Below are 26,716 nucleotides of genomic sequence, written 5' to 3' on the forward strand. Positions count from 1 at the left end.
TGACCGTGGTGGGCGCCTGTCCCAATGCGTGCTGCGGGACATCTGGTCAGTACACCGGGGCCGCAGGACGATGGTCCGCGTGGAGCCCTACTGGGAACTGACCTTCGACGCCGACGGGGATGTCGACACCGAGCAACGCGACCATCTCCTCGCCGAGGTGGCCGACGAGAACGTCACCGATCTCCTCGTCCTCGCGCACGGCTGGAACAACGACCAAGACATGGCCACCGACCTCTACCGACGGTTCTTCACACCGTGCCGGGACCTCGCGGGACCGCGCGTACGCCTGGGATACATGGGCGTGCTCTGGCCCGCCATCCGCTTCCCCGACGAGCCGATCCCGGACTTCGAGCCCTCGGTCACGGCCGCCGGGCCGGGGCCCGTGCCGGGCGCGGGGCCCCTCCTTGACGAGCCGACGCGGCTGCTGCTCACCCGCACGTTCCCCGATCACGAGGACGACCTGCGGCGGATCGGGGCACTCCTTGAGGAGCGCTCCGAGGTGCCCACGCGCCTCTACGAGTACAGCCGCCTCGTGCGCAACCTGGTGGCCGTGCACCAGAACAGCGCCGCGTGGCGCTTCGCCAACGACACCTGGGCGGGCCTGCCCGCCATGCTGACCGACGACGCGGTCGAGGTGTGCCAGGTGTTCGCCGCGGCGATGGAGGGCACCGGCCAGCAGGAGCTCTTCGGCAGTCTGCGCACGCGCCTCTGGAACGGGGCGCACGAACTTCTGCGCCAGGCCAGCTACTACGCCATGAAACGCCGGGCGGGCTCCGTGGGGCAGCTGGGGCTCGGCCCCGCGATCGGACTGCTCGCCCGGGAGGCGCCGAACGTACGGGTGCACCTCATCGGGCACAGCTTCGGCGCACGGCTCGTGTCGTACGCCCTGCGCGGGATGCCGGCGCCGGTGCGCAGCGTGAAGTCCACGACCCTGCTCCAAGGCGCCTTCTCGCACTACGCGTTCTCCAAGCGGCTGCCGCACGCGCCCTCGCGCAGCGGCGCGCTCAACGGCGTGCAGCGGCGGATCGACGGGCCGCTGGTGTCCTGCTACTCCCGGCACGACGACGCCCTGGGCAAGATCTATCCCCTGGCGTCGAAGATCGCCGGTGACTCCTCGACCTTCCTCGGCCTCTGGGAGCGCTGGGGTGCCATCGGGTACGACGGCATCCGGGCGGTGGACGGCGCCAGACGCGTCAAGCTGGGCCGGGCGATCCCGGCCAAGGGGTGCGTGAGCGTGGACGCGTCGGCGGTGGTGCGGCGCGGGGGTCCGCCCTCCGGCGCGCACAGCGACATCTGCCACGAGGAGCTGGCGCGTGTCGTGTTCGCCGCAGGGCGGATCCCGCTGGCGTAACTCCCTTTTGTCTAGCGGTGCTTGGGGAACTCGACGACCTGCTGGTAGGTGGGCCGGTTCTGCCACTGGACCGGCCCGTGCGTGATGCCGCCGAGCGCCCGGTGGATGATCGAGTCCGCGCACCACTGCTCGCCCGGCTTGCAGCTGTCGTCGCCGGGATAGACCTCGGTCGCGGGCTTGGCCACGGCCTGTGTCAGGGTGGCCAGGAGCGCGTCACGGCAGGCGTCCAGCTTCCCCTCGCCGCAGTACGTGTCCCCGAGCGCGCCTTCCACGGGCTGCCCGAGCACGGCCCGCAGATCCTTGTCGGCGTAACCCCACCAGCCGTACTGGAAGGCCGATCCGGCGTGCGCCCCGGTCGGGCCGTGCCCGGCCGACGGTGCCTCGTCGGTGCTCAGCTGCGCCGTCAGCGCCTCGTACAGCTCCTTGCCCAGGCCCGGCTTGAACTGCGCCTCGATCAGCAGGGGCCACCAGGCGTCCATGATGCGTACGGCGTCGGGGTGGGCGTAGGTCTTTGAGCCCGCCGCCGTCTGGTTACGCTGCGCACCGGCCCTGTGCCAGGCTTCCAACTGCTGGACGGCCTTCGCCTGTTGGGGGTCGGTGATTGGCTTGCTCCGGACGACCTTGAGCAGCTCGGGCAGTACTTGTTCGCCGCGCAGGTCGGTGACCGCCGCCTCGGACATGGCCTGGGTCAGCTTGGCCCGGGTGACGCCGCCTTCCTCGGTGAGCTTCTTCACCCGTCCGTCGAGCAGGTCGCCGCGGTGCACGGCGCTCACGCCGAAGCCCGCCGTGCTGAAGTCCTCGGCCTGCTTGTTGTTCCAGGAGATGTAGTAGTCCTGGTTGACGGACTGCGGGTGCTCGGCCGACGGGGTCCGTGCCGATGTGTTGTTCTCCGGGTCGAAGTCCCGCCATTCGTAGGTCTTTTGGGCCTTGACCGGCAGGGCCGGGTCGATGTCCTTCGCGCGCTCGGGGTTGGCGCCGCTGTTGTAGTACGCGGTGTCGCGCGCGTCGGCGTAGAACCAGTTGAAGGCGTAGCTGATGTTGTCGGCTGCCTTCTCGAAGGTCGCCGCGTCCTTGACGTACGTCGGGTCGTTCAGCATCTGGAAGCCGATGATCGAGTCGGCCTCGTGGCGGTAGGTGGAGCGCAGCGAGACGTATGCGACGGGCTTGCCCTCGACGCTCGCGCGGTGCGTCACGACGCCGTACTTCGTGCGGAACACCTGCATACGGTAGGAGCCCGCGGCCGTGGAGTCGGCGAGGGTCGGCTTCCAGGCGTTCTTGCGCTCCAGTTTCTCCATGGGGGTGCAGGTGCCGTCGTGGAGATAGTGGGTGGACTGCTTGGTGGGAGCGCCGCCACCCGGCTCGCAGAGCTCGACGGCGTACGTGTCCGTGATGTCCTGCCCGGCGGAGGTGGCCGACCAGGCGTAGTCCTGGCCGCGCCCCAGCTGGACGTACATGCCGACGCCCGCGAAGGAGACGCCGCGGGCACTGATGCCGGGGCCCTGCAGCTCCTGCTGCATCAGGAGCTGCGGGGCGAAGTAGCCGGTCTGCGGCCCGAAGACGGCGACCGGGTTTCCGCTGGCGGTGTGTTTCCCGGAGACGAGGAGAGCGTTCGACATGCCCTTCTTCTGGCCGTCCTGGCGGAACAGGTCGGCGGGCAGCACCCCGTCGTCGTACATCCCCTGAAGCGGCTTGAGCTTCTTGGGCGCCTTCACCGGATCCCTGGGTGCCTTGTCCCCGGACGTGGGCTTGGCGCCGCCCTCGCGGTCGTACACGAGCTGCTCGCGCTCGACCGAACCGGCGTCGGGCATCGCGGTGCCGCGGGCGTTTTCCGGCTTGCCCGCGTACGGGAAGCTCGTGCCGTCGTGGACGGTCTGGACGGCCTCGGGGTCGTTGCGGGCGCGGAAGGACTCCCAGACCTTCGTGCCCTTCTCGACGCCGTACTTCTCCTGGGACTTGAGGAGGGAGAGGGCCGCGTCGACCTCGCCGCCGCCGCCGTTGCCGAAGAGGCCGCCGACGACGGACGCGAGCGCGATCATGTCGGTGATCTTGAAGGGCTCTATCTCGCCGATGTTGGTGATCGCGTCGATCTTGCCGGTGAGGACGTACTCCCCGGGGAAGTAGCGGCCGTTCTTCGACTTCGTGCGGTAGGCGTTGAGGCCGTCGATGTAGGCCTGGGCGTCCTCCATGGCCTGCTTGCCGCGCTCGCCCTGCGTCGACCTGATGTACTCGACCTGCTTCTCCAGGTCCTTCTCCGTGTACGGGGCCTGCGGCCAGAACTGCTGCTCCAGGCCTTGGTTGGCGAGCGCGCCGCCCGCGAAGGAGGTCAGCTCGCCGCGGCCGATGTGCCGGAACAGGTCGATGAGCCAGAGCCGGTCCTGCCCGGCCGCGAACCCCGCGCCGAACTCGGTGCCGTAGCGCGTGGAGCCCTTGATGTGCGGGATGCCGTACTTCTTGTCACGGGTGATCGTCACGTCGTCGCGCGGCCTGGTGACGGAGGCGACCTGACCTTCGCGTACGCCGAAGGACGCGTCGTTGAAGAATTCCGTCAGTTTGCCGTCGGTGAGTGACGGATAGCCGGAGGAGAGGGCGTCGTACGGACCCAACTGGTCATCGGCGTGCTTGGGCTGAGTTCCGAAGACGCGATGGGCGAGTATTTCGGCGAGCGTGGCGTTGCCGTTGGCGCCGGGCGGCAGCACGTCGGCACACTGCCCCTCGCAGTAGTCGGTGACCGGTGGCGGCTCATCGGCTGCCGTCCCCGGCTGTGGTGAGAGGAGGGACGCGGCGAGGGCGAACGCCGCAGTGGCGGTGAGGGTTCTGAGCCGGACGATGCGTCGACGCATGTGTGCTCCTCTGGGCTCCGCTTGTGCTTCTGTGGGGTGGAGTTGAGGCGGAGGTTACTGGCGGGTTGCCGAACCGGGAAGATGAACATGCGTCGCTTTTTCAATATGCGCACATAGCTCCAGCTCACCGCCGTCTTATGTCGTCCATCGAAAATCAGAGGGGAAGTCGAGGGAGCCGAATCGCAAGTCGATACGTCTACTCGGCAACGTCCGAGAACGTGCGACGGAGGTGCAGGGCGATGGCCGGATTCCGGAGTCTCGCGAGACAGGTGCGCGATCCGCTGAGCGATTTGGCACTGCGGCGGTATTCACTGCGCAAGTGCCTGGAGCGGTTCGCCCCTTACGGTCACCGGGCGACCTGGGACCATTTGTGCTCCCGGGCGGGCTTCGGGCCCGAGGACCGCTCACCCGACCCGGCGCGGCTGGTGGCCGCGCTCGACGAACTGGAGGCGGCGCGTGCGGTGTGGCTCGCCTACGAGCGGGACTTCGCGGAGCGCCGCCGCAAGGAGAAGCACGACGGGCTCCGCCGGCCCGGCAGCGTGGACGACTGGCACCGGTGCACCTGGGGCGGGTTCGGGGTCGCCTGGTGCGACGATCCCGGCATTTACCCCTCGGGACCGCTCGCCGAGGTGCTGCGGCGGCTGATCGCGGCGCTGGAGCGGGAACCGGGCACGGTCTGCCCGGTGTGTGACCGCATCGACCTGGTCTGGACGCACGGCCTGGCGCACGAGCCCTCCGCGGGCGCCGTCTGCACGGGCTGCGGCATCGTCGTGCCGGCCCCGGTGCTCACGCCCGCCGCGATGGCGAGGGCGCGGGCACGGCGGGCACGGCCGCTGGTCTCGGCATGACGTCCGGCCGGAACGTCCGCGGGCGTACGGCGGCTAGGGCGTCGCCACGTCCGTCTGTATGGCCAGCTTGAACTCGGCGAACATGAGCGGTGCGGCGATCTTCACGTCGCCGGGGCCGCGCGCCGACATCTTCAGGCCGACCGGGGTCTGCGGGTGGACGAACATCTGCCACATGTGCGTCCGGTACTGCCCGCCCCTGGTGGGCACCCAGTCGGTGGTGGCCGTCGAGTCGTAGCCGGTGGAGTGGCCGAGTGGATCGCGTACGAAGCGCGCGCGGTACTCGGTGGGCCGGCCGTCCGGCTCCCAGAAGATCATCGCCGACAGGGTGCCCCAGCCGTGGTGGCTCGGCCAGATGAGCCCGGACCGGGCATCCGGGAAACCTGACGGGCTGGTGGCGCCTTTGCCGGGGTCGTGCATGTGCCACGGGTCGTACGACTCGTCGGTGCTCGTGTACGGAAAACGCACGAGGTGGTAGCCGTCGCTGTCGTAGGTGATCTTCTGCCGTCCCGAGCGCTCGGCACTCCACAGCAACGAGCAGATGGCTATTCCCATCGGCCTACCCCCTGTGAGTCGTCTGTGTGTCGTCTTCGTGTCGTCGTCTGTGCTGTCCTGTGGTGATGCAGGTATGTCTGAACGGCGCCCGCGGCGCGGGCGATGGTGCGTTGATCCCCCTGTCTCCCGGGGCGATGGCCGAGTCCGCGGCGGCGGCCGTCGCGGCGGGCGCGCGGGACGTTCATGTTCACCCCAAGTCCCCCTGTGGGCAAGACACCTTGTCGCCTCGTGCGGTTGCGGCCGCGCTGGAAGCGGTCCGTTCCGTGACGTCCGTACCGGTCGGGGTGACCACGGGCGCCTGGACCGACCCCGACCCCGGGGAGCGTGTGGCACACGTCCGCGCGTGGACCGTGCTGCCCGACCACGCGTCGGTGAACTGGCACGAGCCCGGGGCGGAAGCGGTGGCCGAGGCGCTGATGGACCGGGGCGTGGGCGTGGAGGCAGGCATCTGGTCCGGCACCGACGGCACGGAACGCTTCATGGCGTCGGCGCTCGGCCCGCGCGTCCTGCGGGTCCTCGCGGAGGTGACGGACCCCGACCCCGGCACGGCCCGCGACTCGGCCCGCGCCCTCCTCACCGCGATCGGCCGGGCCCACGACCGCCCCGTCCTGCTGCACGGCGAGGAGGCCGGCACCTGGCCCGTACTGCGCCTCGCGGGCCGCCTGGGCCTGGCCACCCGCATCGGCCTGGAGGACACACTGCTCCTGCCGGACGGCGAACGGGCGGAATCAAACGCTCAGTTGGTGTCGACAGCACTGTCGCTGTACGGAACGCCGTCCCGGTAAGGGCGGGCCCGGCGCCCGGGAGCGTGACGTTAGCAGGTGCATATTTGGTCGCTCCAGTGCTTTGCCGTCGGCAGAGTTGGCGTCGATGACAGTCGTGATCCCGTGTCCACGCGGCACGTAGAACCCAGGAGTCCGTCCCATGTCGACGCTGCGCGTCACCGCCGAAGTGCTGACCATCCACGAGCATCCCAACGCCGACGCCCTCGAACTGGCCCAGGTGGGCCTGTACCGCGCGGTCGTCGCCAAGGGCGTCTATCGAAGCGGGGACACAGCGCTCTACATTCCCGAACAGGCCGTGCTGCCCGCCGAGTTGATCGAGGAGCTGGGGCTCACCGGGCGGCTTGCGGGCGGCAAGGCGGACCGGGTGAAGGCGGTACGGCTGCGGGGCGAGCTGTCGCAGGGCATCGTGTGCCGGCCGCGGGCGCTCGCTCAGGTGGATCTGGCGCGGGCCGCGGCGGAGGGCACGGACTTCGCGGACCGGCTCGGTGTCGTGAAGTGGGTGCCGCCGATACCGCCCACCATGAGCGGCGACGTCGAGGCCGCACCCGATCTGCTGCCCTGGGTGGACATCGAGAACATCCAGCGCCACCCGGACATCTTCGCGCCCGGCGAGCCGGTGGTCCTCACGGAGAAGCTGCACGGTTCCGCCTGCCTGCTGACCTACGTGGCGGGAGAGGGTGAGGGCGCGGGTGGCCGCACCTATGTCTCGTCGAAGGGCTTTGGGGCCAAGTCTCTTGCCCTGCAGGAGGATGCGCGCAATCTGTACTGGCGCGCGGTCCACGGTCACGGAGTCGCGGCCGCGGCCGCCACCCTGGCCGAGCGGCTCGGCGCGCGACGGGTCGGGATCTTCGGGGAGGTGTACGGAGCCGGGGTCCAGGACCTGACGTACGGCGCGGACGGGCGCCGCGAGACGCTCGGCTACGCGGTCTTCGACGTGAGCGCAGAGATCGACGGCGAAGTCCGGTGGCTGGACCCGGTGTCCTTGCTCCAGGACCGTCTCCCCCTGGTGCCGCGTCTGTACGAGGGCCCGTACGACGCCGAGCACGTCCTGGAGGTGGCCTCCGGGCGCGAGACGGTGTCGGGGCGCGCCCTGCATCTGCGCGAGGGTGTCGTGATCCGGCCCGCGGTCGAGCGGTACTCCCCCGTGACCGGCGGCCGCGCCATCGCCAAGGCGGTCAGCGCGGCCTATCTGACGAGGAAGGGCGGCACGGAGTTCGAGTGACCCCCGGGGCGACCGACCGGGCGGACGGGCAGGCGGCCATCTCAGTGGCCCCTCTCGTCCGTCACCCGTACCCCGTCAGCGATCCCCACCACCAGCACCCGCGTCCCCTCCTCCAACGGACGCCAGCGGTGCGGTAGTTCCGCCGCGCAGTACAGCGTGTCCCCGCGGTCCAGGCAGTACACGGAGCCGTCCGCCTCCACCTCGGCCGAGCCGTCGGCCACGTAGAGGATCTCGTCGTTGCGGTGGCGGTACTCGCGGCCCCAGTCGTGATCCCCGGTGAACTCCAGTGCGTGCAGCCGCTGGTGGCCGCGGACCAGCGGACGCATCCGGGCCTCCCGGTCATCCTTGCCCTCGCCCACCGAGGCCGAGTCTCCGCGCACCACGTCCACCGGCTTCGGCGGGTCCGCCGAGGCGAGGAGCTGGACGGCTGTGGTGTCCAGGGCGTCGGCGATGCGCTGCAAAGATCCCATGCTCGGCCGGGAGCGGCCGTTCTCCACCTGGCTGAGGAAGGGCGCCGAGACCCCCGCCCGCGCCGCCACGTCCGCCAGCGTCAGGTCAAGGGCCCGGCGGAGCCTGCGGATCCCGGGACCGACCTGCGGGACGCCCGCCGCACTTTCCTCACTCTTACCCATGTCCCTCAGCCTATCCGTCGGGTTAATCTCTTCGGCACCACTTAAGAAAGTTAAGTGAGCGCAGTCGAACGACCCTGAGTGAACCGGACCGAGAGGACGGGACTTCCATGACCCGCGTGGACCAGAATCAGCGCCGCCGCCGCGGCACCGGCCTGATGGCCTTGGACGAAGAAGCCAGTTACGGCGGCTACACCCTCTTCGCACCGCTCACCGGAAGCGGCGAGGTCTACCTCATCGACGCCCACGGCGAGACCGCCCACCGGTGGAACCTCCCGCACCGCCCGGGACGGCACGCGCGGATCCTGCCGAACGGCAACCTCGCCTACAGCGGCGTACTCCCCGACGAGCCCGCGCTCTTCCCCATGTGGCACAAGTACCGCGGCGGGATCATGCAGGAGATCGCCCCGGACGGCACGGTCCTGCGCGAGCACCGCGACCGCTTCCAGCACCACGACGCGCACCACTACGGCGACGGGCGGCTCCTCTACACGGCACTTGAGCCCCTGACCGGCGCGGACGCGGCAGCCGTACGCGGCGGTGTGCCCGGATCCGAGGCCGACGGCGGCACGATCTGGGCCGACACCATCGTCGAGGTGGACGCCGAGGGGAACACCACCTGGGAGTGGAAGGTCTCCGAGCACCTCGGCCGCGCGGACTTCCCGCTCCACCCCGACTACGCCCGCGAGCACTACCCGCTGATCAACAGCGTCCTGCCGACGAGCGACGGCAACATCCTCGCCAGCTTCCGCTCGGTCTCCGCCGTCGTCGTCATATCCCGTGAGACGGGCGACATCATCTGGCGCTCGGAGCCCGGCGTCGTCTCCCAGCAGCACTGCCCGACCGAGCTGGAGAACGGCAACTTCCTCGTCTTCGACAACGGCGTCTTCCGGCCGCACTGGGACGTGCCGTTCAGCCGCGTCATCGAGATCGAGCGGTCCAGCGGCAAGGTCGTCTGGGAGTACCACGACCCGGCCCGCGAGTCGTTCTTCGCGCCGTTCATGGGCAGCGCCCAGCGCCTCCCCAACGGCAACACCCTCATCACCGACTCCCCCGCCGGCCGCCTCTTCGAGGTCACCGCGGACGGCTATCTCTGCTGGGAGTACGTCGTGCCGTTCTTCGGCGGCTACGAGGAGGAAGAGGTCCGCAAACTCTTCCCGTCGGAGCCCAACGCCGTCTTCCGCGCCTATCGTTACGCCGCATCCGAACTGCCCTGGCTCACCCCGGCTCCCGCACCAGCGAAGGGCTGAGCCCGTGGTGGCCGCCGTCGACGAGCGCCTCCCGCTGCCGCGCCTCGCACCGCTCGCCCTCCAGCACCTCCTCGCCGGGATCGCCGCGCCCGTCTCCTCGGTGATCCTGATCGGTACGACGCTGCGGCTGACCACCGCCCAGACGGCCTCGCTGCTCAGCGCCACGCTGGTGCTGTGCGGCATCGGGGCGCTGCTCCAGTCGCTCGGGGTGCGGGCGCTGCGGGTCGGCGCCCGGCTGCCGTTCCTGATGCTGCCGGGCGGGGCGGCGGTGGCGATCTTCCTGCAGATCGGGAAGGAGTACGGGGCCGCGACGGCATCTGGCTCCGTGCTGATCGCCGGGGTGTTCCTGATCTGCGTACTGCCCTTCTACGGACGCGTGGTGCGGCTGTTCCCGCCCCTGGTGATGGGGACGACGGTCGTCCTGATCGGCATCAACATGATCAAGGTGACGGCGCCGATGGTGGCGTCGGGACCAGGGCCCGGCTTCGCGACACTCGGCGTCATCGCACTCCTCTTCCTCGTCCTGCGGGGCGTCTGGCGGCAGATGGCGGTGCTCTTCGGCCTCGTGGGCGGCACCGCCATCGCGCTGCTGCTCGGCACGGACATCCATCTCGCCTCCGGCGCCGCGTTCGCGCTGCCGGACCCCTTCCCTTACGGCGCCCCGCGCTTCGACCTGCTCGCGGCGATCCCGCTGCTTGTCTTCGCGCTCGCCTCGCTCGCCGAGGCCACCGGCCAGACCGTGCTCAACAGCGAGGCGGTCGGCCGCACCCCGGACGCGGGCCGGGACGTGCCGCGCATCGCCCGCGCCGACGCGCTCGTGTCGCTGGGCGCCGGTGTCTTCGGCACGTCCTTGATGGTGACGAGCGCCGAGAACATCGGCATCGTCCAACTGACGCGCGTACGCAGCAGGTTCGTCACGGCGGGCGCGGGCGTGCTGCTCGTCGTCTGCGGTCTGCTGACCCCGCTGACGCGCCTTCTCGCGGCCATCCCAGAGCCGGTGGTCGGCGCGGCGGGCCTGGTGATCTACGCGGTGATCGCCGTCCTCGGCTTCAGCATGCTGTCCCGGGTCGACCTCACGCACGGCGCCGACAGCGTCGTGGTGGCTCTCGCCCTGGTCGTGGGGCTGCTGCCGGTGATGACCCCGGGCCTGTACGCGCCGCTGCCGCCCTGGGCGCACACCGTCTTCGGCAGCGGAGTGGCCGCGGGAGCGCTCGCCGCGGTGATCCTGAGCGTCACCTTCCGCCACCTGGGGCCGCGCGACCGGCCCGAGGCCACGACTGAGTCCATGCCCGAGGTCACGCCCGACGTCACGACTGAGTCCGGCGCTCCGCCAACAGACGGGAGCCGGTGAGGCGTTCACCGAAGACGTCGTCCGGGTTGGAGAGCACGCAGTTCTCCAGGGAGAGGCAGCCACAGCCGATGCAGTCGGTGAGGTGATCGCGCAGGCGCCCCAACTGCTTGATCCGCTCGTCCAGTTCGGAGCGCCAGTCCTCCGAGAGGCGCGCCCAGTCCTCGCGCGTCGGGGTGCGCTCCTCGGGAAGCGAGTCGAGGGCCTCGCGGATCGTGGCGAGCGGGATGCCGACGCGCTGGGCGGCGCGGACGAAGGCGACGCGGCGCAGCGCGTCACGGTGATAGCGGCGCTGGTTGCCCGAGGTGCGGCGGCTGGTGATCAGGCCCTTGGTCTCGTAGAAGTGCAGGGCGGAGACGGCGGCGCCGCTGCGGGCCGAGAGCTGGCCGACCGTGAGCTCGTGGATCTTCTCTGGGATCTGGGGCACCCCTCCAACCCTAATGGCAGATCCGCCGCCCGCGATGACCGGTCCGTTGACACACGTCGGCATACGCAGGATGCTGAGCAACCGCTTAGTTCGTACATTTTGAGGAGGCCAGGGACATGGCAGAGCCGAGGATCTTCGCGTCGGCCGACGACCTGCGCGCCGGGGTCGGCGAGCAGCTCGGGCACAGCGAGTGGCTGGAGGTCGACCAGAAGCGGATCGACCTGTTCGCCGACGCCACGGGCGACCACCAGTGGATCCATGTGGACGCGGAGAAGGCGGCACAGGGCCCCTTCAAGACGACCATCGCGCACGGCTATCTGACGCTGTCGCTGCTGCCGAGCCTGGTGCCGGAGGTCATGCGCGTCGAGGGCATGAAGATGGGCGTCAACTACGGCACCAACAAGGTCCGCTTCCCCTCGCCGGTGCCCTCGGGCTCCCGGGTGCGGGCGACCGCCGTGCTCAAGGAGGTCGAGCCGACCAAGGACGGCGGCGTCCAGGTCACCGCCGTGGTCACCGTCGAGCGCGAGGGCAGCGAGAAGCCCGCCTGCGTCGCGGAGTCGGTCTCCCGCTACTACTTCTGAGCCGGGCCCCCGGGGGCTCAGGAGTCCTGCTTCTTGGCCCCCACCATCCGCAGCACGAGGTCGGCGTAGAGCGCGCCGACCTCGTCGGGCGTCCGGGTGCCCGCGACGTTGAACCAGCGGGCCACGTCGATGCAGAGCGAGAGCACGGCAAGGGTGGTGCCCGGCACGTCGGGGACGTCGAACTCCCCGTCCCGCACCCCGTCGTTGATCATGTCCCGCACGGCGGCGTCCGACTGCCGGCGCAGCGCGACGATCTCCGTGCGGTGTTCCTCGCCGAGCGCGTCCAGCTCGTACTGGACCACGCGGGCGGTGGTGTGATGGTCGGCGTGCCAGCGCACGAAGGACCGTACGGCGTCGGCGAGCCGCTCCGCCGCGCCGCCCGGACCGTCGGCCGCGGTGCGCAGGACGCGCAGGGCCTTGTCGTGGCCGATCCGGCTGATGCGGTGGAGCAGCTCTTCCTTGGTCTTGTAGTGGATGTAGAGCGCCGCAGGGCTCATGCCGGCGCGGCCGGCGATGTCCCGGGTCGTCGTCGCGTGGTACCCACGCTCGGCGAAGGCCTCGACGGCGGCGATCAGCAGCCGCCGCGCCGCATCAGGCGTGACCTCGCCCCATGGCAGGTCATCGCCCTCGGTCTGCTCCGCCGTGCTCATCGCCCACTCCTTCCGCCGGTCGGGAGGGACACCATACCCCTGACGGTGAGCAAGCGCTTAGGACGCCGGTCAGGCCACCGGCTTGAACGGGTCGTGTTCGGCCAGAATCTTCTCCAGGCGGGCCTGGTCGACACGGCTGACGAGCTGGTCCGCCTCCTGCCGGTCCCTGATCACCTTGGCGAGGGTGAACGCGGAGGTCGTCAGGTACAGGACGGAGATGGCGAGGAAGGCGCGGATCCAGCCGCTGACGTCGAGGCTGTAGACGCCGATCGCCACGGCGGCGAGCGCCACGGCGAACGACGCGACGGCCTGACCGTAGTAGGCGGTGCTGTTCTGCTGCTTGACCGGTGCCGGTGTCTCACTCATGGTCAGAGCTTCGCCCGGGAGCGGCCGCGCCACATCCGTTGCCGTACTCAGGTCACGTACTCAGCCCGCACGGCGGGATGCCGTGCTCAGAAGGCCGAGATCCCGGTGAGCGCCCGTCCGATGACCAGCTTCTGGATCTGGCTCGTGCCTTCGTAGAGCGTCATCACGCGCGCGTCACGCAGCAGCTTGCCCGCGGGGTACTCGTCGATGTAGCCGTAGCCGCCGAAGACCTGGAGGGCGTTGTTGGCGGCGCGCACCGCGGCCTCGGAGGCGAACAGCTTGGCCTTGGAGGACTCCGTGGCGAAGGGCTGCCCGCGGTCGATGAGGTCGGCGACCCGCCAGGTCAGCAGGCGCGCGGCGTCCACGTCCACCGCGATGTCGCTGATCAGCTCCTGCACCAGCTGGTGCCCCGCGATGGCCTTGCCGAACTGCTCGCGCTCGGTCGCGTACGTCACGGCCGCGTCCAGGGCGGCCTGGGCGATGCCCACGCAGCCGGCGGCGACCGACATCCGCCCCTTGGCGAGCGCCGACATGGCCACCGAGAAGCCCTTGCCCTCGGGCGCCATCATGGCCGACGCCGGGACACGGACGTCCTCCAGAACCAGCTCGGCGGTGGCCTGGCCGCGCAGGCCGAGCTTGCCGTGGATGGTGCGGCGGCTCAGGCCGGGGGTGTCCGTCGGCACGAGGAAGGCGGAGACGCCCTTGTGCCCGGGGGCGTCGCTCGTCCGCGCGAAGAGCAGCACGACATCGGCCCAGGTGCCGTTCGTGATGAACATCTTGGAGCCGTTGACGACGTAGTCGCCGCCATCGCGCACGGCTTTCGTCGAGAGGTTCCCCGCGTCGGACCCGGTGCCCGGCTCGGTGAGCCCGAAGCACCCGACGAGCTCGCCGGAGGTGAGGCCCGGCAGCCACTGCCGCTTCTGCTCCTCGCTCCCCCAGTACGCGATGGTCTTGGCCACCAGGCCGAGGGAGACCGACACGATGCCGCGCACGGACGAGTCGCCGCGCCCCAGCTCCTCGGTCACCAGGCAGTAGGCGAGGTGGTCGCCGCCCGAGCCGCCGTACTCCTCGTCGACGGTGAGCCCGAGGAAGCCGACCTCGCCGAGCTTCTTCACGATCGAGCGGTCGACGCTCTCGGCGCGGTCCCACTCGATGACGTGGGGCGCGATCTCGCGGGCCACGAAGTCCTTCGCCAGCTGCCGGACGGCGGACTGCTCCTCGCTGAGCTCCAGGTTCATCGCGTGGCACCTCTTCGGGTCGACTCGTCGGCACGGTTCTCGGACCAGATTTAAATTAGCACTGCTAGTTTACTGCGGCAGCCCTACTATGTGCCGCATGGCCCGACCGCGCAAGCCCCTCCTCAGCAGAGAACGCATCGTCGAGACGGCGCGCGCGCTCGTGGACGCCGAGGGCCTCGCCGCCGTATCGACACGCCGACTCGCCGCTGAGCTCGGGGTCAGCGGACCCTCGCTCTACAACCACTTCCGCACGAAGGACGAGATCCTGGAGGCGGTCGCGGACTCGGTGAGCGCCCAGGTCGATCTGTCGATGTTCGAGGCCGCCGACGCTCGTGACTGGCGGACGGCGCTGCACGACTGGGCCGTCTCGTACCGCGCGGCGCTCACCCTGCACCCCAACATCGTTCCGGTGCTCGCGAGCGGCCCCGGCCGGCGCCCGGCCGGACTGCGCCTCGCGGACGCGGTGTTCGGGGCGATGGTCGACGCGGGCTGGCCCGCCGCGCAGGCCACCTCGATCGGCGCGCTGATGCGGTACTTCATCATGGGTTCGGCGCTCGGCTCCTTCGCCGGCGGCTTCGTGGACGACGCGACCGCCTACGACCCGGCCGACTATCCGCACCTGGGCCAGGCCCACCTCCTCGCCGACCGCCAGCAGGAGATCGACGAGCGCGCCTTCGAGACCGGCCTGCAGGCACTGCTCGACGGGCTGGCGCTGCAGTACGCGCAGGTGGCGGCAGAACGCGCCTCGGTGTCGCCGCACTCCGGCCAGTAGAGGTCAGGTCATCCGGCAGGTAGATGTGATCCGGCAGGTAGATGTAAGGTGCAACTGCCTTGTCGGGGGAAACATGGACGTAACACGGGAGTGAGCCGTGCGGCACTCAACGGATGCCAAGAGCCTGCCACTTCGGGCCCTGCCCTTCGCCGTTCACGTTCTGCGCGGTCAGGCGCAGGTCACCTTCCTGCCGAGCGCGGCGGCGGGCGCCGTCTTCTGCGTGGCGCTCTTCGCGGCGGGATGGCAGTACGGCCTCTACGGGATCGCGGGCACGGCCGTCGGCACGGGGACCGCGCGGCTCCTCGGGGCGGCGCACGACCGCGTCTCGACGGGGCTCGAAGGATTCAACGCCTGCCTCACCGCACTGTGCTTCGCGGTGTTCCTCGGAGCCGGGTATCTGTCCACGGCCGTACTCGCCCTCGCGGGCTGCGTGGTGGTCACGGTGGTGACGGCGGCGGCCGTGAACCTCCTCGCCGTCTGGGGGCTGCCCTCGCTGACACTCCCGTACTGCCTGCTCGCGAGCGCGACGACGATCGCCGCACCCGACTTCGAGCGGGTCTGGCACCACCGGGTCGACCCGGCGGCGCTGACACAGGCGGCGAGTGGTCCGACGGCGCTCCAGCTCGTCGATCTGGCGCGCGGGTTCTTCGCGGGCTTCGCCCAGATCTTCTTCATGCCGCAGTGGTACGTCGGCGCGATCCTGCTCGTGGGTCTCTTCGTCGCGAGCCGTCGCGCGGGGGCCGTGGCATGCCTCGGCAGCCTGACCGGCATCGGCACGGCGGTCGCGCTCGGGGCGCCGACCGCGCGGATCGCCGACGGCACGATGGGATACAACGCGGTCCTTGTGGCGCTCGCGCTGTGCGGCGTCTTCCTGCCCTTCCGGGGCATGACGCTCGTCTACGCGCTCGTCGGCGCCGCCACGGCGACCCTCGCGGGTTCAGCGCTGACGGCGCTCCTCACGCCGTCCGGCGGGCACGCGTTCACCTGGCCGTTCGTGCTGACGACTCTCGCCTTCCTGGCCGCGGCCAAGTCCTTCTCACGCCTGGGCGAACCGGTTGCGGCTCCGTCGGCGAAGACGGTGCCACAACCGGTCACGAGCGCCCCCGTCAGCGGGAACTCGCCCGCCCCGCAAGCACCTTGATGGAGATCAGGGCGATCACCGCGAGGCCGATGATGTACGCGGAGACGGCCATCGAGGTGCCCGTCGCCTCCAGGAGCAGCACCATCACGAAGGGCGCGAGCCCGCCGCCGAACACGGCCGCGATCTGGTAGCCGAGCGAGGCTCCCGTGTAGCGCATCTCGGCGGTGAACAGCTCCGCGAACAGGGCGGCCTGCGGCCCGTACATGATGCTGAGGAAACAACTGGTGACGAAGGTCCCGACGGCCAGCCACAGCAGCGAACCGGTGTCGATGAGCAGGAACATCGGCACCGCCCAGACCGCGAGCCCCGCGGCGCCCAGAGCGTAGATCTTCAGTCGTCCGATGCGGTCGGAGAGCGCGGCTGACGCCGGGATCAGGGCGAGTTGGGTGAGGCTGACGCAGAGCGAGACGGTGAGGACCGCGCTGCGCTTCATGTCGAGTTCGCGGGTGGTGTAGTCGAGGACGCCGGTGATGATGATGTAGAAGGTCGCGGTGTTCACCGCGAACGAGCCGCCCGCCAGGAAGACGGTGCCCAGGTGGTGGCGCAGGATGGTGCGCAGGGGCGAGTTGCCCCCTTCGCCGCCCGCGCCCTTCTGGGCCTTCTCCTTCTCCGCGAGGGCCTTCTCCGCCTCACGGAACTCCGGGGTCTCCTCCACGCGGGTGTGGATGTACCAGGCGAGCACCAGGACGAGGAGCCCGACCATGAAGGGCACCCTCCATCCCCACGACTCGAAGGTGCTCTCGCTGGTGACGGCACCGGCGATCAGGAAGACCGTGTTGGCGGTCACCACGCCGATGGGCACGCCGAGTTGGACCAGGCTGCCGTAGAGGCCGCGCTTGCCCTCGGGGGCGTACTCGGTGGCCATCAGCATCGCGCCGCCCCACTGCGCGCCGACCGCGATGCCCTGGAACACGCGGAGGGTGACGAGGAGGATCGGCGCGGCGATGCCGACCGTCTCGTACGTGGGGAGCAGGCCGATGCCCGTGGTGGAGAGGCCCATCAGGGTCAGGGCGAGGACCAGCATGGGCTTGCGGCCACGCTTGTCGCCGAGGTGCCCGGCGATGATGCCGCCGATGGGGCGGGCCAGGAAGCCGACGGCGAAGGTCGCGAACGCGGCGAGCACTCCGGCGGAGGAGCTGCCGGAGGGAAAGTACAGGTCGCCCAGGACGAGGGCGGCCGCGATACCGAAGACGAAGTAGTCGTACCACTCGACGGCCGAGGCGAGGGCGGCCGCGGTGGCCACCTTGCGGCGGTGGGGATCCGCCGGGGTCGCCGGCTGAGCGGATTCGGGGTGGGGGGCCGCCGTGGGGGCGGACGGTGCGGGGTCCATGCGGTGCACACTCCGGTGGGTCCGGGGACGGGACGGGGGGTGGGCGTGTGGTTGCAGGGACCGTACCGACCGGTGGGTATGTGGTCAACGGTTCGATCAGAGGGTTTCTTTCCGCCCCAGACCCCCGGTCCTCAAACGCCGGACGGCTGCAAGATTCAGCCCGTCCGGCGTTTGAGGACATCTTGTACGGGGTCCGGGGCGGAGCCCCAGCCAGGTCCGGGGCGGAGGCACGGTTTTCGGGAAGGGGCGGGGTCGGGGACTAAAACACCACCAACGCCCGCCCGCCCTTCCCCGCGACCATGTTCTCGAAGGCCGCCGGGATGCCGTCCAGGGCAATCCGGTCCGTCACCAGGCCACTCAGATCGAAGCGCCCGGCCCGGATGTGATCGGCGAGGACCGGCAGGTCCACCGCCGGGTCGGAGTTCCCGTACACGCACCCGGAAAGCGTCCGCCCCCAGTGGAAGATCTCCAGGGCGTTGAAGGTGACCTGCTGGTCCTTGCCGCCGATGCCGACCACCGTCGTACGCCCGCCGCGCCGCGTGGACTCCCAGGCCGTGCGGATCGTCGCCGCGCGGCCCACGCATTCCACGGCCACGTCCACGCCCTGGCCGCCGGTGAGACTGCGGATGTCCTTGGGCGTCTTCTCGGAGGCGACCACGTACTCCGTCGCTCCGGCCGACCGCGCCAACTCCTCCTTCTCCGGGGACACATCGACCGCGATGATCCGCGAGGCACCGGCGATCCGAGCCGCCTGGAGCGTCGCGAGGCCCACTCCCCCGACACCGAAGACCGCCACCGTCTCGCCCTCGCGCACCTTCGCGGAGTGGTGCACGGCGCCGTAGCCGGTGAGCACGGCGCAGCCGAGGAGGGCGGCGTCGGTCAGCGGGACGCCGTCCGGGGCGGGCAGCACGCAGTTGCCCGCCACGACCGTCTCCTCGGCGAACGCGGCGACGTTCAGGCCGGGGTGGAGGTCCGCGCCGTCCGAGGCGCGGCGGGCGTACACGTCGGCGGCACCGGCAAGGGCGTTCACGCACAGCCACACCTCGCCGAGCGAGCAGGGGTGACAACTGCCGCAGGAGGGGGCCCAGTTGAGGACGACACCGTCGCCGGGGGCGACATGCGTGACCCCCTCTCCCACGGACACGACCGTCCCCGCGCCCTCGTGCCCGAGCACGGCGGGCACGGGCACCCGCATCGTGCCGTTGGTCAGGGACAGGTCGGAGTGGCAGACCCCGGCGGCGGCGAGGCGCACCCGCACCTGGCCTGGACCCGGCTCGGGCAGGTCGATCTCGGTGATCTCCAGCGGAGAACCGACGGCGGGCAGAACGGCGGCGCGGACCACGGTGACGTACTCCTTGAGAGGCGGGTGGGAAGGGATCAGAACTGGAGGGACTTCGTCTGGAGGTACTCGGCGAGCCCGTGCGGGCCCAGCTCGCGGCCCACCCCCGACTGCTTGTAACCGCCGAAGGGGGCGAGGGGGTTGAAGCTGCCGCCGTTGATGTCGACCTGACCCGTGTCCATGCGGCGGGCGAAGGCGACCGCCTCCGCGTCGTCGGCCGCCCAGACCGCGCCCGCGAGCCCGTACACGGTGCCGTTGGCGATCCGCAGGGCGTCATCCTCGTCCTCGTACCGGATGATCGAGACGACCGGGCCGAAGATCTCCTCCTGGGCGATCGTCATCTGAGGGGTGACGTCGGCGAAGACCGTCGGCTGGACGAAGTAGCCCTGCTCGCGCGGAACTTCGGAGCCGCCGGCCACCACGCGTGCGCCTTCCTCGACGCCCTTGTCGATGTAGCCCCGCACCCGCGCCTGCTGCTTGGCGTTGACGACGGGGCCGATGCGCGAGCCGTACTTGACCGCGGCGGCCGACGCGAGCGCGACCGCCTCGTCGTACCGCTCGGAGTCCACCAGCATGCGGGTCCACGCGCTGCACGTCTGGCCGGAGTTGGACATGACGTTCGCGACGCCGACGTTCACCGCCTTGGCCAGGTCGGCGCTCGGCAGGATGACGTTGGCGGACTTGCCGCCGAGCTCCAGGGCGACGCGCTTGACGGCCGCGCCCGCGGTCGCGCCGATCTGCTTGCCGACCGCCGTCGAGCCGGTGAAGGAGACGAGGTCGACGTCCTCGTGCTCGGCGAGCGCCTGTCCGGCGACCGGGCCGAGCCCGGTGACCAGGTTGAAGACACCGGCGGGGAGGCCCGCCTCGTGCGCCGCCTCGGCGAAGAGCTGGGCGGTGAGCGGGGTGTCCTCGGCGGGCTTCAGGACCACCGTGCAGCCCGCGGCCAGCGCGGGGGCGACCTTGTTGACGATCTGGTGGAGGGGGTAGTTCCAGGGGGTGATCGCGCCGACCACGCCGACCGGCTCCATGTAGACCGTGGAGTTGCCGATCTTCTCCTCGAAGGCGTACGTCGCGGCGAGCTCCGCGTACGAGCCGGAGACCAGGATCGGTACGCCCGCGTGCACCATCTGCGAGAACGGGAGCGGCGAGCCGAGTTCCGCCGTCACCGTCTCGGCGATCTCGTCCTTGCGGGCGACCAGCTGGTCGCGGAGCGCGCCGATGAGCGCGCCGCGCTCGGCGGGCGGGGTCGCCGCCCAGCCGGGGAAGGCCTCGCGGGCGGCGCGCACCGCCGCGTCGACGTCCTGTGCCGTGCCTGCCGGGACCTGACCGATCGGCTGCTCGTCGGCCGGGTTCAGGACCGTGATCGTGTCCGTGCCGACGGCGGGCCGCCAGGCGCCGCCGATGTACATGCCGTCGTGGGCCTTCATCGCACTCCTCAAGTAGTCGTCCACACCTCGTCCGCGTCCCAAACTAGCGCTGATAGTTTTTTGGCACCAGGGGCGTCGGAAGGGCGCCGGGGCCTGGGACATTCACCCCGGTTCCACACCTACCCCCCAGGCGTACCTCCGACATTCCGTTTCGTGCACGTGACAGACACATGTCAAGTCGTCAACTCCCTTGATCTACGCCTGTAGAGCCGACATTCTGCTGAGCGCGCCGGGAGCGGAACGCACCGCTCCCGGCTGTGTGTGCGATCACGCACACGCCCCCACAGTTGCGCCGCCCGACCCCAGGGCGAGCGCCGCCTATGAGGAGGACTCCCTCGTAATGGCAATGCTGCGCAGCAAGAAGACTGTGATCGCCGCGGCGATCTCGACCGCCACCGCCGCCACCCTGTTCGGTGCGGTCACCGCCCTTCCGGCCCAGGCCGCTCCCGCCGAGGGCACCGTGATCGGGGCCGGCTCGGCCGACGCCGTCAAGGGCAGCTACATCGTCACCCTGAAGAAGAACTCGGGCTTCAAGGCCGCCTCGACCCAGGGCAAGGGCCTGATATCCGAGTACGGCGGGTCGGTGAAGAAGACCTTCAAGTCCGCGCTCGACGGATACACCGTCGAGCTGAGCGCGGCGGAGGCGAGACGCCTCGCCGCCGACCCCGCCGTCGCCTCGGTGGAGCAGAACCGCACCGTCCGGGCCGACGCGACCCAGACCAACGCCCCCTGGGGCCTGGACCGCATCGACCAGGCGAGCCTGCCGCTCTCCGGCACCTACACCTACCCGGACACCGCGGGCTCGGGCGTCACCGCGTACGTCATCGACACCGGCGTGCGCATCTCGCACTCCGAGATCAGCGGGCGCGCGGTGAACGGCTATGACGCCGTCGACGGCGACAACACCGCCCAGGACGGCAACGGCCACGGCACGCACGTGGCCACCACCATCGCGGGCAAGACGTACGGCGTCGCCAAGAAGGCCAAGATCGTGGCCGTCCGCGTGCTCGACAACAACGGTTCCGGCACGACCGCCGGTGTCATCGCGGGCATCGACTGGGTGACGGGCAACCACGCGGCGGGCGCCCCCGCCGTGGCCAACATGTCGCTCGGCGGCGGCGCCTCCACCACACTGGACAACGCGGTGAAGAGGTCCATCGCCGATGGTGTCAGCTACGCGGTCGCCGCGGGCAACGAGGGCGTCAACGCCTCCTCGTCGTCCCCGGCGCGGGTCCCCGCGGCCATCACGGTGGGCGCCACCAGCAACACGGACGCCAAGGCAAGCTGGTCCAACTACGGCTCGGTCCTCGACATCTTCGCGCCCGGCGTCTCGATCAAGGCGGGCTGGCACACCGGCGACACGGCCACGAACACCATTTCCGGTACGTCGATGGCCACCCCGCACGTCGCGGGCGCCGCGGCGGTCTACCTGGCGGGCCACACCTCGGCCACGCCCGCCCAGGTCTCGTCCGCGCTGGTGAACGGAGCCACCACGGGCAAGGTCACGAGCCCGGGCAGCGGTTCGCCGAACAGGCTGCTCAAGATCGTCCAGTAGCACTCCGGCACGTCCCGCACCACCCTGTTCCCCGGAGGCTGCCGGCCCCTCCGGGGAACGCCGGCCCGTCAGGGCGCGGCGGCCACGGGGATCTGCCGGGCCGGTCAGCGGGCCCCGAAGTACCGCACGACCTTCTCCAGCCGCGCGATGTCCTCGGCACCGCGGGCATACGTCGAGACGGCGAGCGGCGCCGTGAACCGGCGGCGGGAGGGCATGGCCGGGCCCCACTCCCGGTAGCTTCCGGCGCCGCCACCGGCGTAGGGCAGGCACAGGACACGCGCGCTCGCCGTGCCGCCAGGGACGGATGGCGACCACTGCTGGAGCCAGGTGGTCACGGGGAGACCTCCTCGGGCCCGTCGGCGAAGGCGTCGGGCCGGGCCGCGGAGAGGAGGTCGTAGCCGCGTTCGACGATCCGGGCGAAGGCCTCCGGGTCACTGATCGACATGTCGTGCGGTCCGCGGACGTGGAACAGCCTGGCGTAGCCGCCGGAGGCGCGGACCGCGCCGAGGAAGTCGCGCTCCTGGGCACGGAAGAGCCGGTCGCCCAGGCCGTTGACGAACAGCACCGGCAGCCGGCAGCGACCCGCGACGTTGAGGAAGTCGCGCCGGGTGAGGTCCTCGACGACCTCGACGAAGGCATGCAGGGTGAGGCCGCCCGCCATCACGGCCCGGTAGCTGTCGGGAGGCAGCCGGCGCCGGAGCGCCCGGTCGTTGAGACGGGCCGCGCGCTCCGGACCCAGCCCCCAGATCGCGCGGGCGATGCTGCGATAGACGAGGCCGGTCAGCCGGTCGGGGTGGGCGGTGGCCCCCTGCACCAGGACGGCGGCGGTGCGTTCCGGGTGGGCGGCGCCGTAGGCCAGGGCGACGTATCCGCCGAGGGAGCCGCCGGCGACCAGGGGGCGGCGTCCGGTGGCCAGAGCCGCCTCGTCCACGGCGAGCGCGACCCTCTCGACGGCCTCCTCCAGGCTGAAGGGACGGTCGCGTTGCGACCCGTGCGCCGGCAGGTCGGGAGCCGTGACCCGGAATCGCCGGGTCAGCCGTCGGGCGTGCGGGTCCCACATCCGGGCGGAGACCCGGATGCCGTGGACGAGCACCAGGGGAATGCCATCGCCGGGACCTGCGGCCCATATCCCGGGCCGTCCGGAGACCGGAGCCAGTGCTGCCCCCGGGCCTCCCCGTCCATCAACACGCATTGATCCCCCTGGCGGGCGAAGTGGTGCCCGCGGGTGGACACCAGGTTTGAAACGCAACGTTGCGTTGCACTCTAGAGGCCGTCGTCGCCGAACGCAACGCCACGTTGCGTTGCGTTGCTGTAGTCTGGCGGCCCACGAACGAGAGGTGCGGTCAGTGAAGGAGAAGCAGGACGGCGAGGCCGCGACGGCCGCGACCGGCGGACCGCGGCGCAAGGCGGAGATCTTCGCGGCCGCGCTGGACCTGCTCGGCGACCTGGGTTACGACTCCCTGACGATCGAGGGAGTGGCCCAGCGCTCCGGGGTGAACAAGACCACCATCTACCGCTGGTGGACCTCGAAGTCCGAGCTGCTGCGCGACGCGTTGCTGCACTCGCACCTGCTGCGGTTCGAGATCGCCGACACCGGAAGCCTGCGCGGCGACCTGACCTCGCTCGCCGAGCAGGTGATGGCCCTGCTGGACAACGAACAGCGGCGGGCCATCATCGAGGCGGCCCTGGTCGGCGCGGTGCGCCACCAGGCGATGCGCGAGCTGGTGGTCTCGTTCCTCGACGACCGCCTTGGCCGCCACCAGCCCGTCTTCGAGCGTGCGGTGGCGCGGGGCGACCTGCCGCCCGACGCCGATCCGGCGCCGCTCGTGGACGCCATGGCCGGCGCGCTCTGGCTGCGCATCCTCGTACGCCGGGGTGAGGTCACCGAGTCGTACACCCACGACCTCATCGGGCTGCTGATGGAGGGGGTCACGCGGAGCGTTCGCCCTGCGCGCGCACCTGCTCCGTGACCTGGCGCAGGTGCGCGAGGACCTGGGCGTACGAACGGGTGGCCGACACCTCGTCGTACGCCACCCCCGAGCTGCGGATGCCGCGGGACGTGAGTACCTGCCGGCTCAGCCAGTCGGGCTCGGAGTCGCCGTCGCGCACCGGCATGCCCTTGTGGTTGGGGGCGAAAGACGCAGCCGAGGTAGAAGCCGAACAGGCCCTGGTGGACGGCGATGAAGGCGACCGCGAGCTGTTCCGCAGCCTGTTCTTCGGGGACAGCGTCGACGAGCAGACCGTCCGGCGCATGGTCGCCTCCGTGCTCGCCTCCCCACCCCGCCTGCCGTCGAACTCCTGACAGGCCTTGGGCCGCTCCGGCTCCTCAGCCCCTACGGCGCTTGAGGAGCGGGGGCCCGGGGGCTGAGCCCTCGGTGCCGGGAGCGGGCGGGGCAGGGGAAGGCTCCGCGGGGCTACGTCTCAGCCCAAGCCCTGCCGCCACGAGCAGCAGTCCGCCCAGCATCACGAAGGGCGCCGCCACCCCCGCGACCCCGGCGATCAGCCCCGCCCCCGCGGGCGCGGCCACCTGCCCGAGCCGATTCCCCGTGAGCCGCAGGGCAAGCGCGGTGGACCGCGCCCCCTCGGGAGCAGCCTGCACCACAGTCGTCATCGACAGCGGCTGCCCGACCCCGAGACAGAACCCCAGCAGCACCAGCATCACCGCAAGCCCCCACACGGGCACCGGCAGCGCGACCCCCGCGCACAGCAGGGCGGCCAGCAGACACGTGACCACGATCAGCGCCGTACGCCCGAGCAGATCGATCAGCGGTGTCATCACGAGCCGGCAGGCGATCGTCGCGGCGGCCCGCAGCGAGAGCAGCACCCCGACCGTCGCGGGCGCGATGCCCCGGTGCTCGCCGACCACCGGCAGGTACGCGGTGAGGATGTCCGTCGCGGAGAGCACCGCGAGGCTGATGAAGATCCCCGCGGGCACACCGCGGGTACGCAGGATGCCGAGGACGGGGACCTTGTCGCCGCGCTTCGGCGAGGCGCCGGCCGGGCGGACGTGCTCGATGCGCCACAGCGAGGTGAGCGAGACGGCTGCGACCGCACCCGAGACCAGCAGGGCGAACGCACTCGTGCGCCCCATGTCTTCGCCGATGAGGGCTCCCGCGGCGATCGGCCCGATCAACTGCCCGAGTGAGGCGCCGATCGTGAAGTGGCCGAAGTTGCGGTCCTGTTCGTCGGGGGCGGACTGCCGGGCGACGATCGACTGGGCGCCGATCACGAAGCAGAGGTGCCCGAGGCCCATCACACCGCTCCAGGTGGCGAGCGCACCGAGCGATCCCGCCGTACCGCTGAGCGCGCACCCTCCGCCGATCAGGACGACGCCGACCGGAAGGAGCGGCGCGCACCGCCCGTGGTCCGTCCTGCGTCCGAGCGGCACGGCGGCGAAGAGCGGGAGCAGGGCGTACACACCCGCGATGACGCCGATCGCCCGCTCGTCGGCGCCAAGGGAGAGTGCTCGGTAGGAAACGGCCGGACGCGCCATCGACACCGCCCCCTGCGCGAAGGCGAAGGCGATGACGAGGCGCAGCAACCAGGTTCGGCCCGGTGTCGACGGCCTCACCGGTGTCGATGGCATCAGATGATGCCGAAGAGGATGCCGGAGCCGAGCACCACGAGCGAGGTGAGCACGGCCCATTTGACGGTGAACTTGGTGTGGTCGCCGAACTCGACCTTGGCCATCCCGACGAGGACGTACACCGCGGGCACCAGCGGGCTCGACATGTGCAGGGCCTGGCCGGCGATGGAGGCGCGGGCGATCTCCAGGGTGCTGACGCCGTGCGCCTGGCCCGCCTCGGCGAGGACCGGCAGGACGCCGAAGTAGAAGCCGTCGTTCGACATGAAGTAGGTGAGCGGCAAGGACAGGAGGCCGGTGACCAGGCCCATCTGCGGTCCCATGCCCTCCGGGATCGCGTCGACGAGCCATGTGGCCATGCTGTCGACCATGCCGGTGCCCTGGAGGACGCCGGTGAAGACGGCGGCCGCGAAGACCATGCCGGTGACGTTGAGGACGTTCTCGGCGTGGGCGCCGATACGGGCCTTCTGGTCCGGCATGTGCGGGAAGTTGACCGTCAGGGCGAGCGCGGCGCCGAGCAGGAAGAGGACCGGGATCGGCAGCCACTCCATGATCATGGCGGTGAGCAGGACGACGGTGAGACCGGCGTTGAACCAGTAGAGCTTGGGACGCAGGGTGGAGCGGTTCGGGTCGAGCCCCTGGAAGCCGTCGTCCTCGTCGGCGTCGCCGGAGGCCTCGGAGGCGTCCGTGCCAAAGCCCGCACCCGCTCCCCCGGCGGTCTCCTTGGTGAGCGACATACGCCCGCCGCCGGTGGTGCCGCCACCCGCGCCCACCAGGACCGTCTCGCTCGCCGTCTCCTTCTCCAGGACCTCGTCGAGGGAGAGCATGCCGAGCCGCTTGCGCTCCCGCAGGCCCAGCGCGTAGGCGAGCAGGAAGACGCAGACGAGGCCCATGGCGAGCGCCGGGATCATCGGCACGAAGATGTCGGCGGCGTCGACCTTGAGGGCGGTCGCGGCGCGGGCCGTCGGGCCGCCCCAGGGCAGGGTGTTCATGACGCCGTTGGCGGTGGCCGCGACACCCGTCATGACGACGAGGCTCATCTTGAGGCGTTTGTAGAGCGGGTACATCGCCGAGACCGTGATCATGAAGGTCGTCGAGCCGTCGCCGTCGAGCGAGACGATCGCGGCGAGCAGCGCGGTACCGACCACGATGCGCACCGGGTCCGCCTTGCAGAAGCGCAGGATGCCCCGGACGATCGGGTCGAACAGGCCGACGTCGATCATGACGCCGAAGTACACGATGGCGAACATGAGCATGGCCGCCGTGGGCGCCAGATTCCCGACGCCTTCGAGGACGTAGTCCCCGAGATGGGCTCCCTTTCCTACGAACACGCAGAAGAGCGCGGGGATCAGCACCAGTGCCGCGATCGGCGACATCTTCTTCATCATGATCAGCACCAGGAAGGTGGCGATCATGACGAATCCGAGGATTGTCAGCATGGGGGCTACCTAACGTTCACCATCGAACTCCCACCAGGTCTGG

The 26,716-nt window shown here is 70.7% G+C and carries 27 protein-coding genes; 12 read left to right on the forward strand and 15 right to left on the reverse strand.

Features of this window, described 5'->3' with window-relative positions; all coding sequences use genetic code 11:
* Positions 1 to 70: 70 nt before the first annotated feature.
* Entirely contained in the window at positions 71 to 1,351 is a 1,281-nt protein-coding gene (locus ACZ5U5_RS25640; protein ID WP_469025788.1) for a serine-threonine protein kinase, read from the forward strand.
* A gap of 11 nt (positions 1,352 to 1,362) precedes the next feature.
* Here the strand turns inward: ACZ5U5_RS25640 and ACZ5U5_RS25645 are convergent, their stop codons facing one another.
* Positions 1,363 to 4,191, reverse strand: coding sequence for a penicillin acylase family protein (locus ACZ5U5_RS25645; protein ID WP_469025791.1), 2,829 nt, complete (start codon positions 4,189 to 4,191; stop codon positions 1,363 to 1,365).
* A gap of 239 nt (positions 4,192 to 4,430) precedes the next feature.
* On the opposite strand from ACZ5U5_RS25645, the gene ACZ5U5_RS25650 reads away from it, so the two are divergent.
* On the forward strand, positions 4,431 to 5,039 hold the full coding sequence (locus tag ACZ5U5_RS25650) for a hypothetical protein (protein WP_469025794.1): 609 nt from the start codon (positions 4,431 to 4,433) through the stop codon (positions 5,037 to 5,039).
* 33 nt (positions 5,040 to 5,072) lie between these two features.
* On the opposite strand, the gene ACZ5U5_RS25655 is transcribed toward ACZ5U5_RS25650, so the two are convergent.
* A complete protein-coding gene (locus tag ACZ5U5_RS25655) occupies positions 5,073 to 5,591 on the reverse strand; it encodes a hypothetical protein (protein ID WP_469025797.1) in 519 nt (172 codons plus the stop codon).
* Between the two features lie 62 nt (positions 5,592 to 5,653).
* Between ACZ5U5_RS25655 and ACZ5U5_RS25660 the strand changes: the two genes are divergently transcribed.
* Positions 5,654 to 6,376, forward strand: a complete 723-nt coding sequence (locus ACZ5U5_RS25660; protein ID WP_469025800.1) for a 3-keto-5-aminohexanoate cleavage protein — start codon at positions 5,654 to 5,656, stop codon at positions 6,374 to 6,376.
* 139 nt (positions 6,377 to 6,515) lie between these two features.
* Positions 6,516 to 7,598 carry an RNA ligase (ATP) gene (locus tag ACZ5U5_RS25665; protein WP_469025803.1) on the forward strand — a complete coding sequence of 361 codons (1,083 nt, stop codon included), beginning with the start codon at positions 6,516 to 6,518 and terminating at the stop codon, positions 7,596 to 7,598.
* A gap of 41 nt (positions 7,599 to 7,639) precedes the next feature.
* On the opposite strand, the gene ACZ5U5_RS25670 is transcribed toward ACZ5U5_RS25665, so the two are convergent.
* Positions 7,640 to 8,230 (reverse strand): helix-turn-helix domain-containing protein, encoded by a 591-nt coding sequence (locus tag ACZ5U5_RS25670; RefSeq protein ID WP_469025805.1) that lies wholly within the window; start codon positions 8,228 to 8,230, stop codon positions 7,640 to 7,642.
* A 107-nt stretch (positions 8,231 to 8,337) separates the two neighbouring features.
* Here ACZ5U5_RS25670 and ACZ5U5_RS25675 point away from each other — a divergent pair, with 107 nt between their 5' ends.
* Both ACZ5U5_RS25675 and ACZ5U5_RS25680 read left to right on the forward strand, forming a co-directional pair.
* The gene (locus tag ACZ5U5_RS25675; protein ID WP_469025807.1) at positions 8,338 to 9,477 is read left to right on the forward strand and encodes an aryl-sulfate sulfotransferase; all 1,140 of its coding nucleotides are present in this window, start codon (positions 8,338 to 8,340) and stop codon (positions 9,475 to 9,477) included.
* A 4-nt stretch (positions 9,478 to 9,481) separates the two neighbouring features.
* Positions 9,482 to 10,828, forward strand: coding sequence for a uracil-xanthine permease family protein (locus tag ACZ5U5_RS25680; protein ID WP_469025809.1), 1,347 nt, complete (start codon positions 9,482 to 9,484; stop codon positions 10,826 to 10,828).
* Here ACZ5U5_RS25680 and soxR read toward each other — a convergent pair.
* Positions 10,785 to 11,252, reverse strand: coding sequence for a redox-sensitive transcriptional activator SoxR (gene soxR, locus ACZ5U5_RS25685; protein ID WP_469025812.1), 468 nt, complete (start codon positions 11,250 to 11,252; stop codon positions 10,785 to 10,787). The genes ACZ5U5_RS25680 and soxR overlap by 44 nt on opposite strands.
* Before the next feature lie 116 nt (positions 11,253 to 11,368).
* Between soxR and ACZ5U5_RS25690 the strand changes: the two genes are divergently transcribed.
* The gene (locus ACZ5U5_RS25690) at positions 11,369 to 11,833 is read left to right on the forward strand and encodes a MaoC family dehydratase (RefSeq protein WP_363210804.1); all 465 of its coding nucleotides are present in this window, start codon (positions 11,369 to 11,371) and stop codon (positions 11,831 to 11,833) included.
* 17 nt (positions 11,834 to 11,850) lie between these two features.
* On the opposite strand, the gene ACZ5U5_RS25695 is transcribed toward ACZ5U5_RS25690, so the two are convergent.
* The 3 genes from ACZ5U5_RS25695 to ACZ5U5_RS25705 all read right to left on the reverse strand — a co-directional run bounded on the left by ACZ5U5_RS25695 (position 11,851) and on the right by ACZ5U5_RS25705 (position 14,087).
* Entirely contained in the window at positions 11,851 to 12,483 is a 633-nt protein-coding gene (locus tag ACZ5U5_RS25695) for a TetR/AcrR family transcriptional regulator (protein ID WP_363210803.1), read from the reverse strand.
* Positions 12,484 to 12,552: 69 nt separating this feature from the next.
* The gene (locus ACZ5U5_RS25700; protein WP_469025815.1) at positions 12,553 to 12,849 is read right to left on the reverse strand and encodes a YiaA/YiaB family inner membrane protein; all 297 of its coding nucleotides are present in this window, start codon (positions 12,847 to 12,849) and stop codon (positions 12,553 to 12,555) included.
* An 86-nt stretch (positions 12,850 to 12,935) separates the two neighbouring features.
* A complete protein-coding gene (locus ACZ5U5_RS25705; protein WP_469025817.1) occupies positions 12,936 to 14,087 on the reverse strand; it encodes an acyl-CoA dehydrogenase family protein in 1,152 nt (383 codons plus the stop codon).
* 97 nt (positions 14,088 to 14,184) lie between these two features.
* Here ACZ5U5_RS25705 and ACZ5U5_RS25710 point away from each other — a divergent pair, with 97 nt between their 5' ends.
* Both ACZ5U5_RS25710 and ACZ5U5_RS25715 read left to right on the forward strand, forming a co-directional pair.
* The gene (locus tag ACZ5U5_RS25710) at positions 14,185 to 14,859 is read left to right on the forward strand and encodes a TetR/AcrR family transcriptional regulator (RefSeq protein WP_469025820.1); all 675 of its coding nucleotides are present in this window, start codon (positions 14,185 to 14,187) and stop codon (positions 14,857 to 14,859) included.
* Between the two features lie 97 nt (positions 14,860 to 14,956).
* Complete coding sequence (locus tag ACZ5U5_RS25715; RefSeq protein WP_469025822.1) at positions 14,957 to 16,000, forward strand: urea transporter; 1,044 nt, start codon at positions 14,957 to 14,959, stop codon at positions 15,998 to 16,000.
* Here the strand turns inward: ACZ5U5_RS25715 and ACZ5U5_RS25720 are convergent.
* From ACZ5U5_RS25720 to ACZ5U5_RS25730, 3 genes are all read right to left on the reverse strand, one after another.
* Positions 15,966 to 17,330, reverse strand: coding sequence for an MFS transporter (locus ACZ5U5_RS25720; RefSeq protein ID WP_469025825.1), 1,365 nt, complete (start codon positions 17,328 to 17,330; stop codon positions 15,966 to 15,968). The genes ACZ5U5_RS25715 and ACZ5U5_RS25720 overlap by 35 nt on opposite strands.
* Positions 17,331 to 17,589: 259 nt before the next feature.
* A complete protein-coding gene (locus tag ACZ5U5_RS25725; RefSeq protein WP_469025827.1) occupies positions 17,590 to 18,672 on the reverse strand; it encodes a Zn-dependent alcohol dehydrogenase in 1,083 nt (360 codons plus the stop codon).
* Positions 18,673 to 18,707: 35 nt separating this feature from the next.
* Entirely contained in the window at positions 18,708 to 20,096 is a 1,389-nt protein-coding gene (locus tag ACZ5U5_RS25730; protein ID WP_469025830.1) for an aldehyde dehydrogenase family protein, read from the reverse strand.
* Positions 20,097 to 20,436: 340 nt separating this feature from the next.
* Between ACZ5U5_RS25730 and ACZ5U5_RS25735 the strand changes: the two genes are divergently transcribed.
* Positions 20,437 to 21,651: a S8 family peptidase gene (locus ACZ5U5_RS25735; RefSeq protein ID WP_469025832.1), complete on the forward strand. Its 1,215-nt coding sequence runs from the start codon at positions 20,437 to 20,439 to the stop codon at positions 21,649 to 21,651.
* Positions 21,652 to 21,755: 104 nt separating this feature from the next.
* On the opposite strand, the gene ACZ5U5_RS25740 is transcribed toward ACZ5U5_RS25735, so the two are convergent.
* Positions 21,756 to 21,986 (reverse strand): hypothetical protein, encoded by a 231-nt coding sequence (locus tag ACZ5U5_RS25740; protein WP_469025834.1) that lies wholly within the window; start codon positions 21,984 to 21,986, stop codon positions 21,756 to 21,758.
* A complete protein-coding gene (locus ACZ5U5_RS25745; RefSeq protein ID WP_469025836.1) occupies positions 21,983 to 22,744 on the reverse strand; it encodes an alpha/beta fold hydrolase in 762 nt (253 codons plus the stop codon). Before ACZ5U5_RS25745 ends, ACZ5U5_RS25740 begins: the two co-directional genes overlap by 4 nt.
* A gap of 253 nt (positions 22,745 to 22,997) precedes the next feature.
* Here ACZ5U5_RS25745 and ACZ5U5_RS25750 point away from each other — a divergent pair, with 253 nt between their 5' ends.
* Entirely contained in the window at positions 22,998 to 23,621 is a 624-nt protein-coding gene (locus ACZ5U5_RS25750; RefSeq protein WP_469025839.1) for a TetR/AcrR family transcriptional regulator, read from the forward strand.
* Here the strand turns inward: ACZ5U5_RS25750 and ACZ5U5_RS25755 are convergent.
* Positions 23,581 to 23,766, reverse strand: coding sequence for a hypothetical protein (locus ACZ5U5_RS25755; protein ID WP_469025842.1), 186 nt, complete (start codon positions 23,764 to 23,766; stop codon positions 23,581 to 23,583). The two genes, ACZ5U5_RS25750 and ACZ5U5_RS25755, sit on opposite strands and share 41 nt — an antisense overlap.
* Before the next feature lie 10 nt (positions 23,767 to 23,776).
* Between ACZ5U5_RS25755 and ACZ5U5_RS25760 the strand changes: the two genes are divergently transcribed.
* Positions 23,777 to 23,953 (forward strand): hypothetical protein, encoded by a 177-nt coding sequence (locus tag ACZ5U5_RS25760; protein ID WP_469025844.1) that lies wholly within the window; start codon positions 23,777 to 23,779, stop codon positions 23,951 to 23,953.
* A gap of 24 nt (positions 23,954 to 23,977) precedes the next feature.
* Here ACZ5U5_RS25760 and ACZ5U5_RS25765 read toward each other — a convergent pair whose 3' ends face one another.
* Both ACZ5U5_RS25765 and ACZ5U5_RS25770 read right to left on the reverse strand, forming a co-directional pair.
* Positions 23,978 to 25,237 carry an MFS transporter gene (locus ACZ5U5_RS25765; protein ID WP_469025846.1) on the reverse strand — a complete coding sequence of 420 codons (1,260 nt, stop codon included), beginning with the start codon at positions 25,235 to 25,237 and terminating at the stop codon, positions 23,978 to 23,980.
* The gene (locus tag ACZ5U5_RS25770; protein WP_469025849.1) at positions 25,237 to 26,673 is read right to left on the reverse strand and encodes a CitMHS family transporter; all 1,437 of its coding nucleotides are present in this window, start codon (positions 26,671 to 26,673) and stop codon (positions 25,237 to 25,239) included. Before ACZ5U5_RS25770 ends, ACZ5U5_RS25765 begins: the two co-directional genes overlap by 1 nt.
* Positions 26,674 to 26,716: the final 43 nt, after the last annotated feature.

Source organism: Streptomyces sp. NPDC033177, from assembly GCF_055577715.1.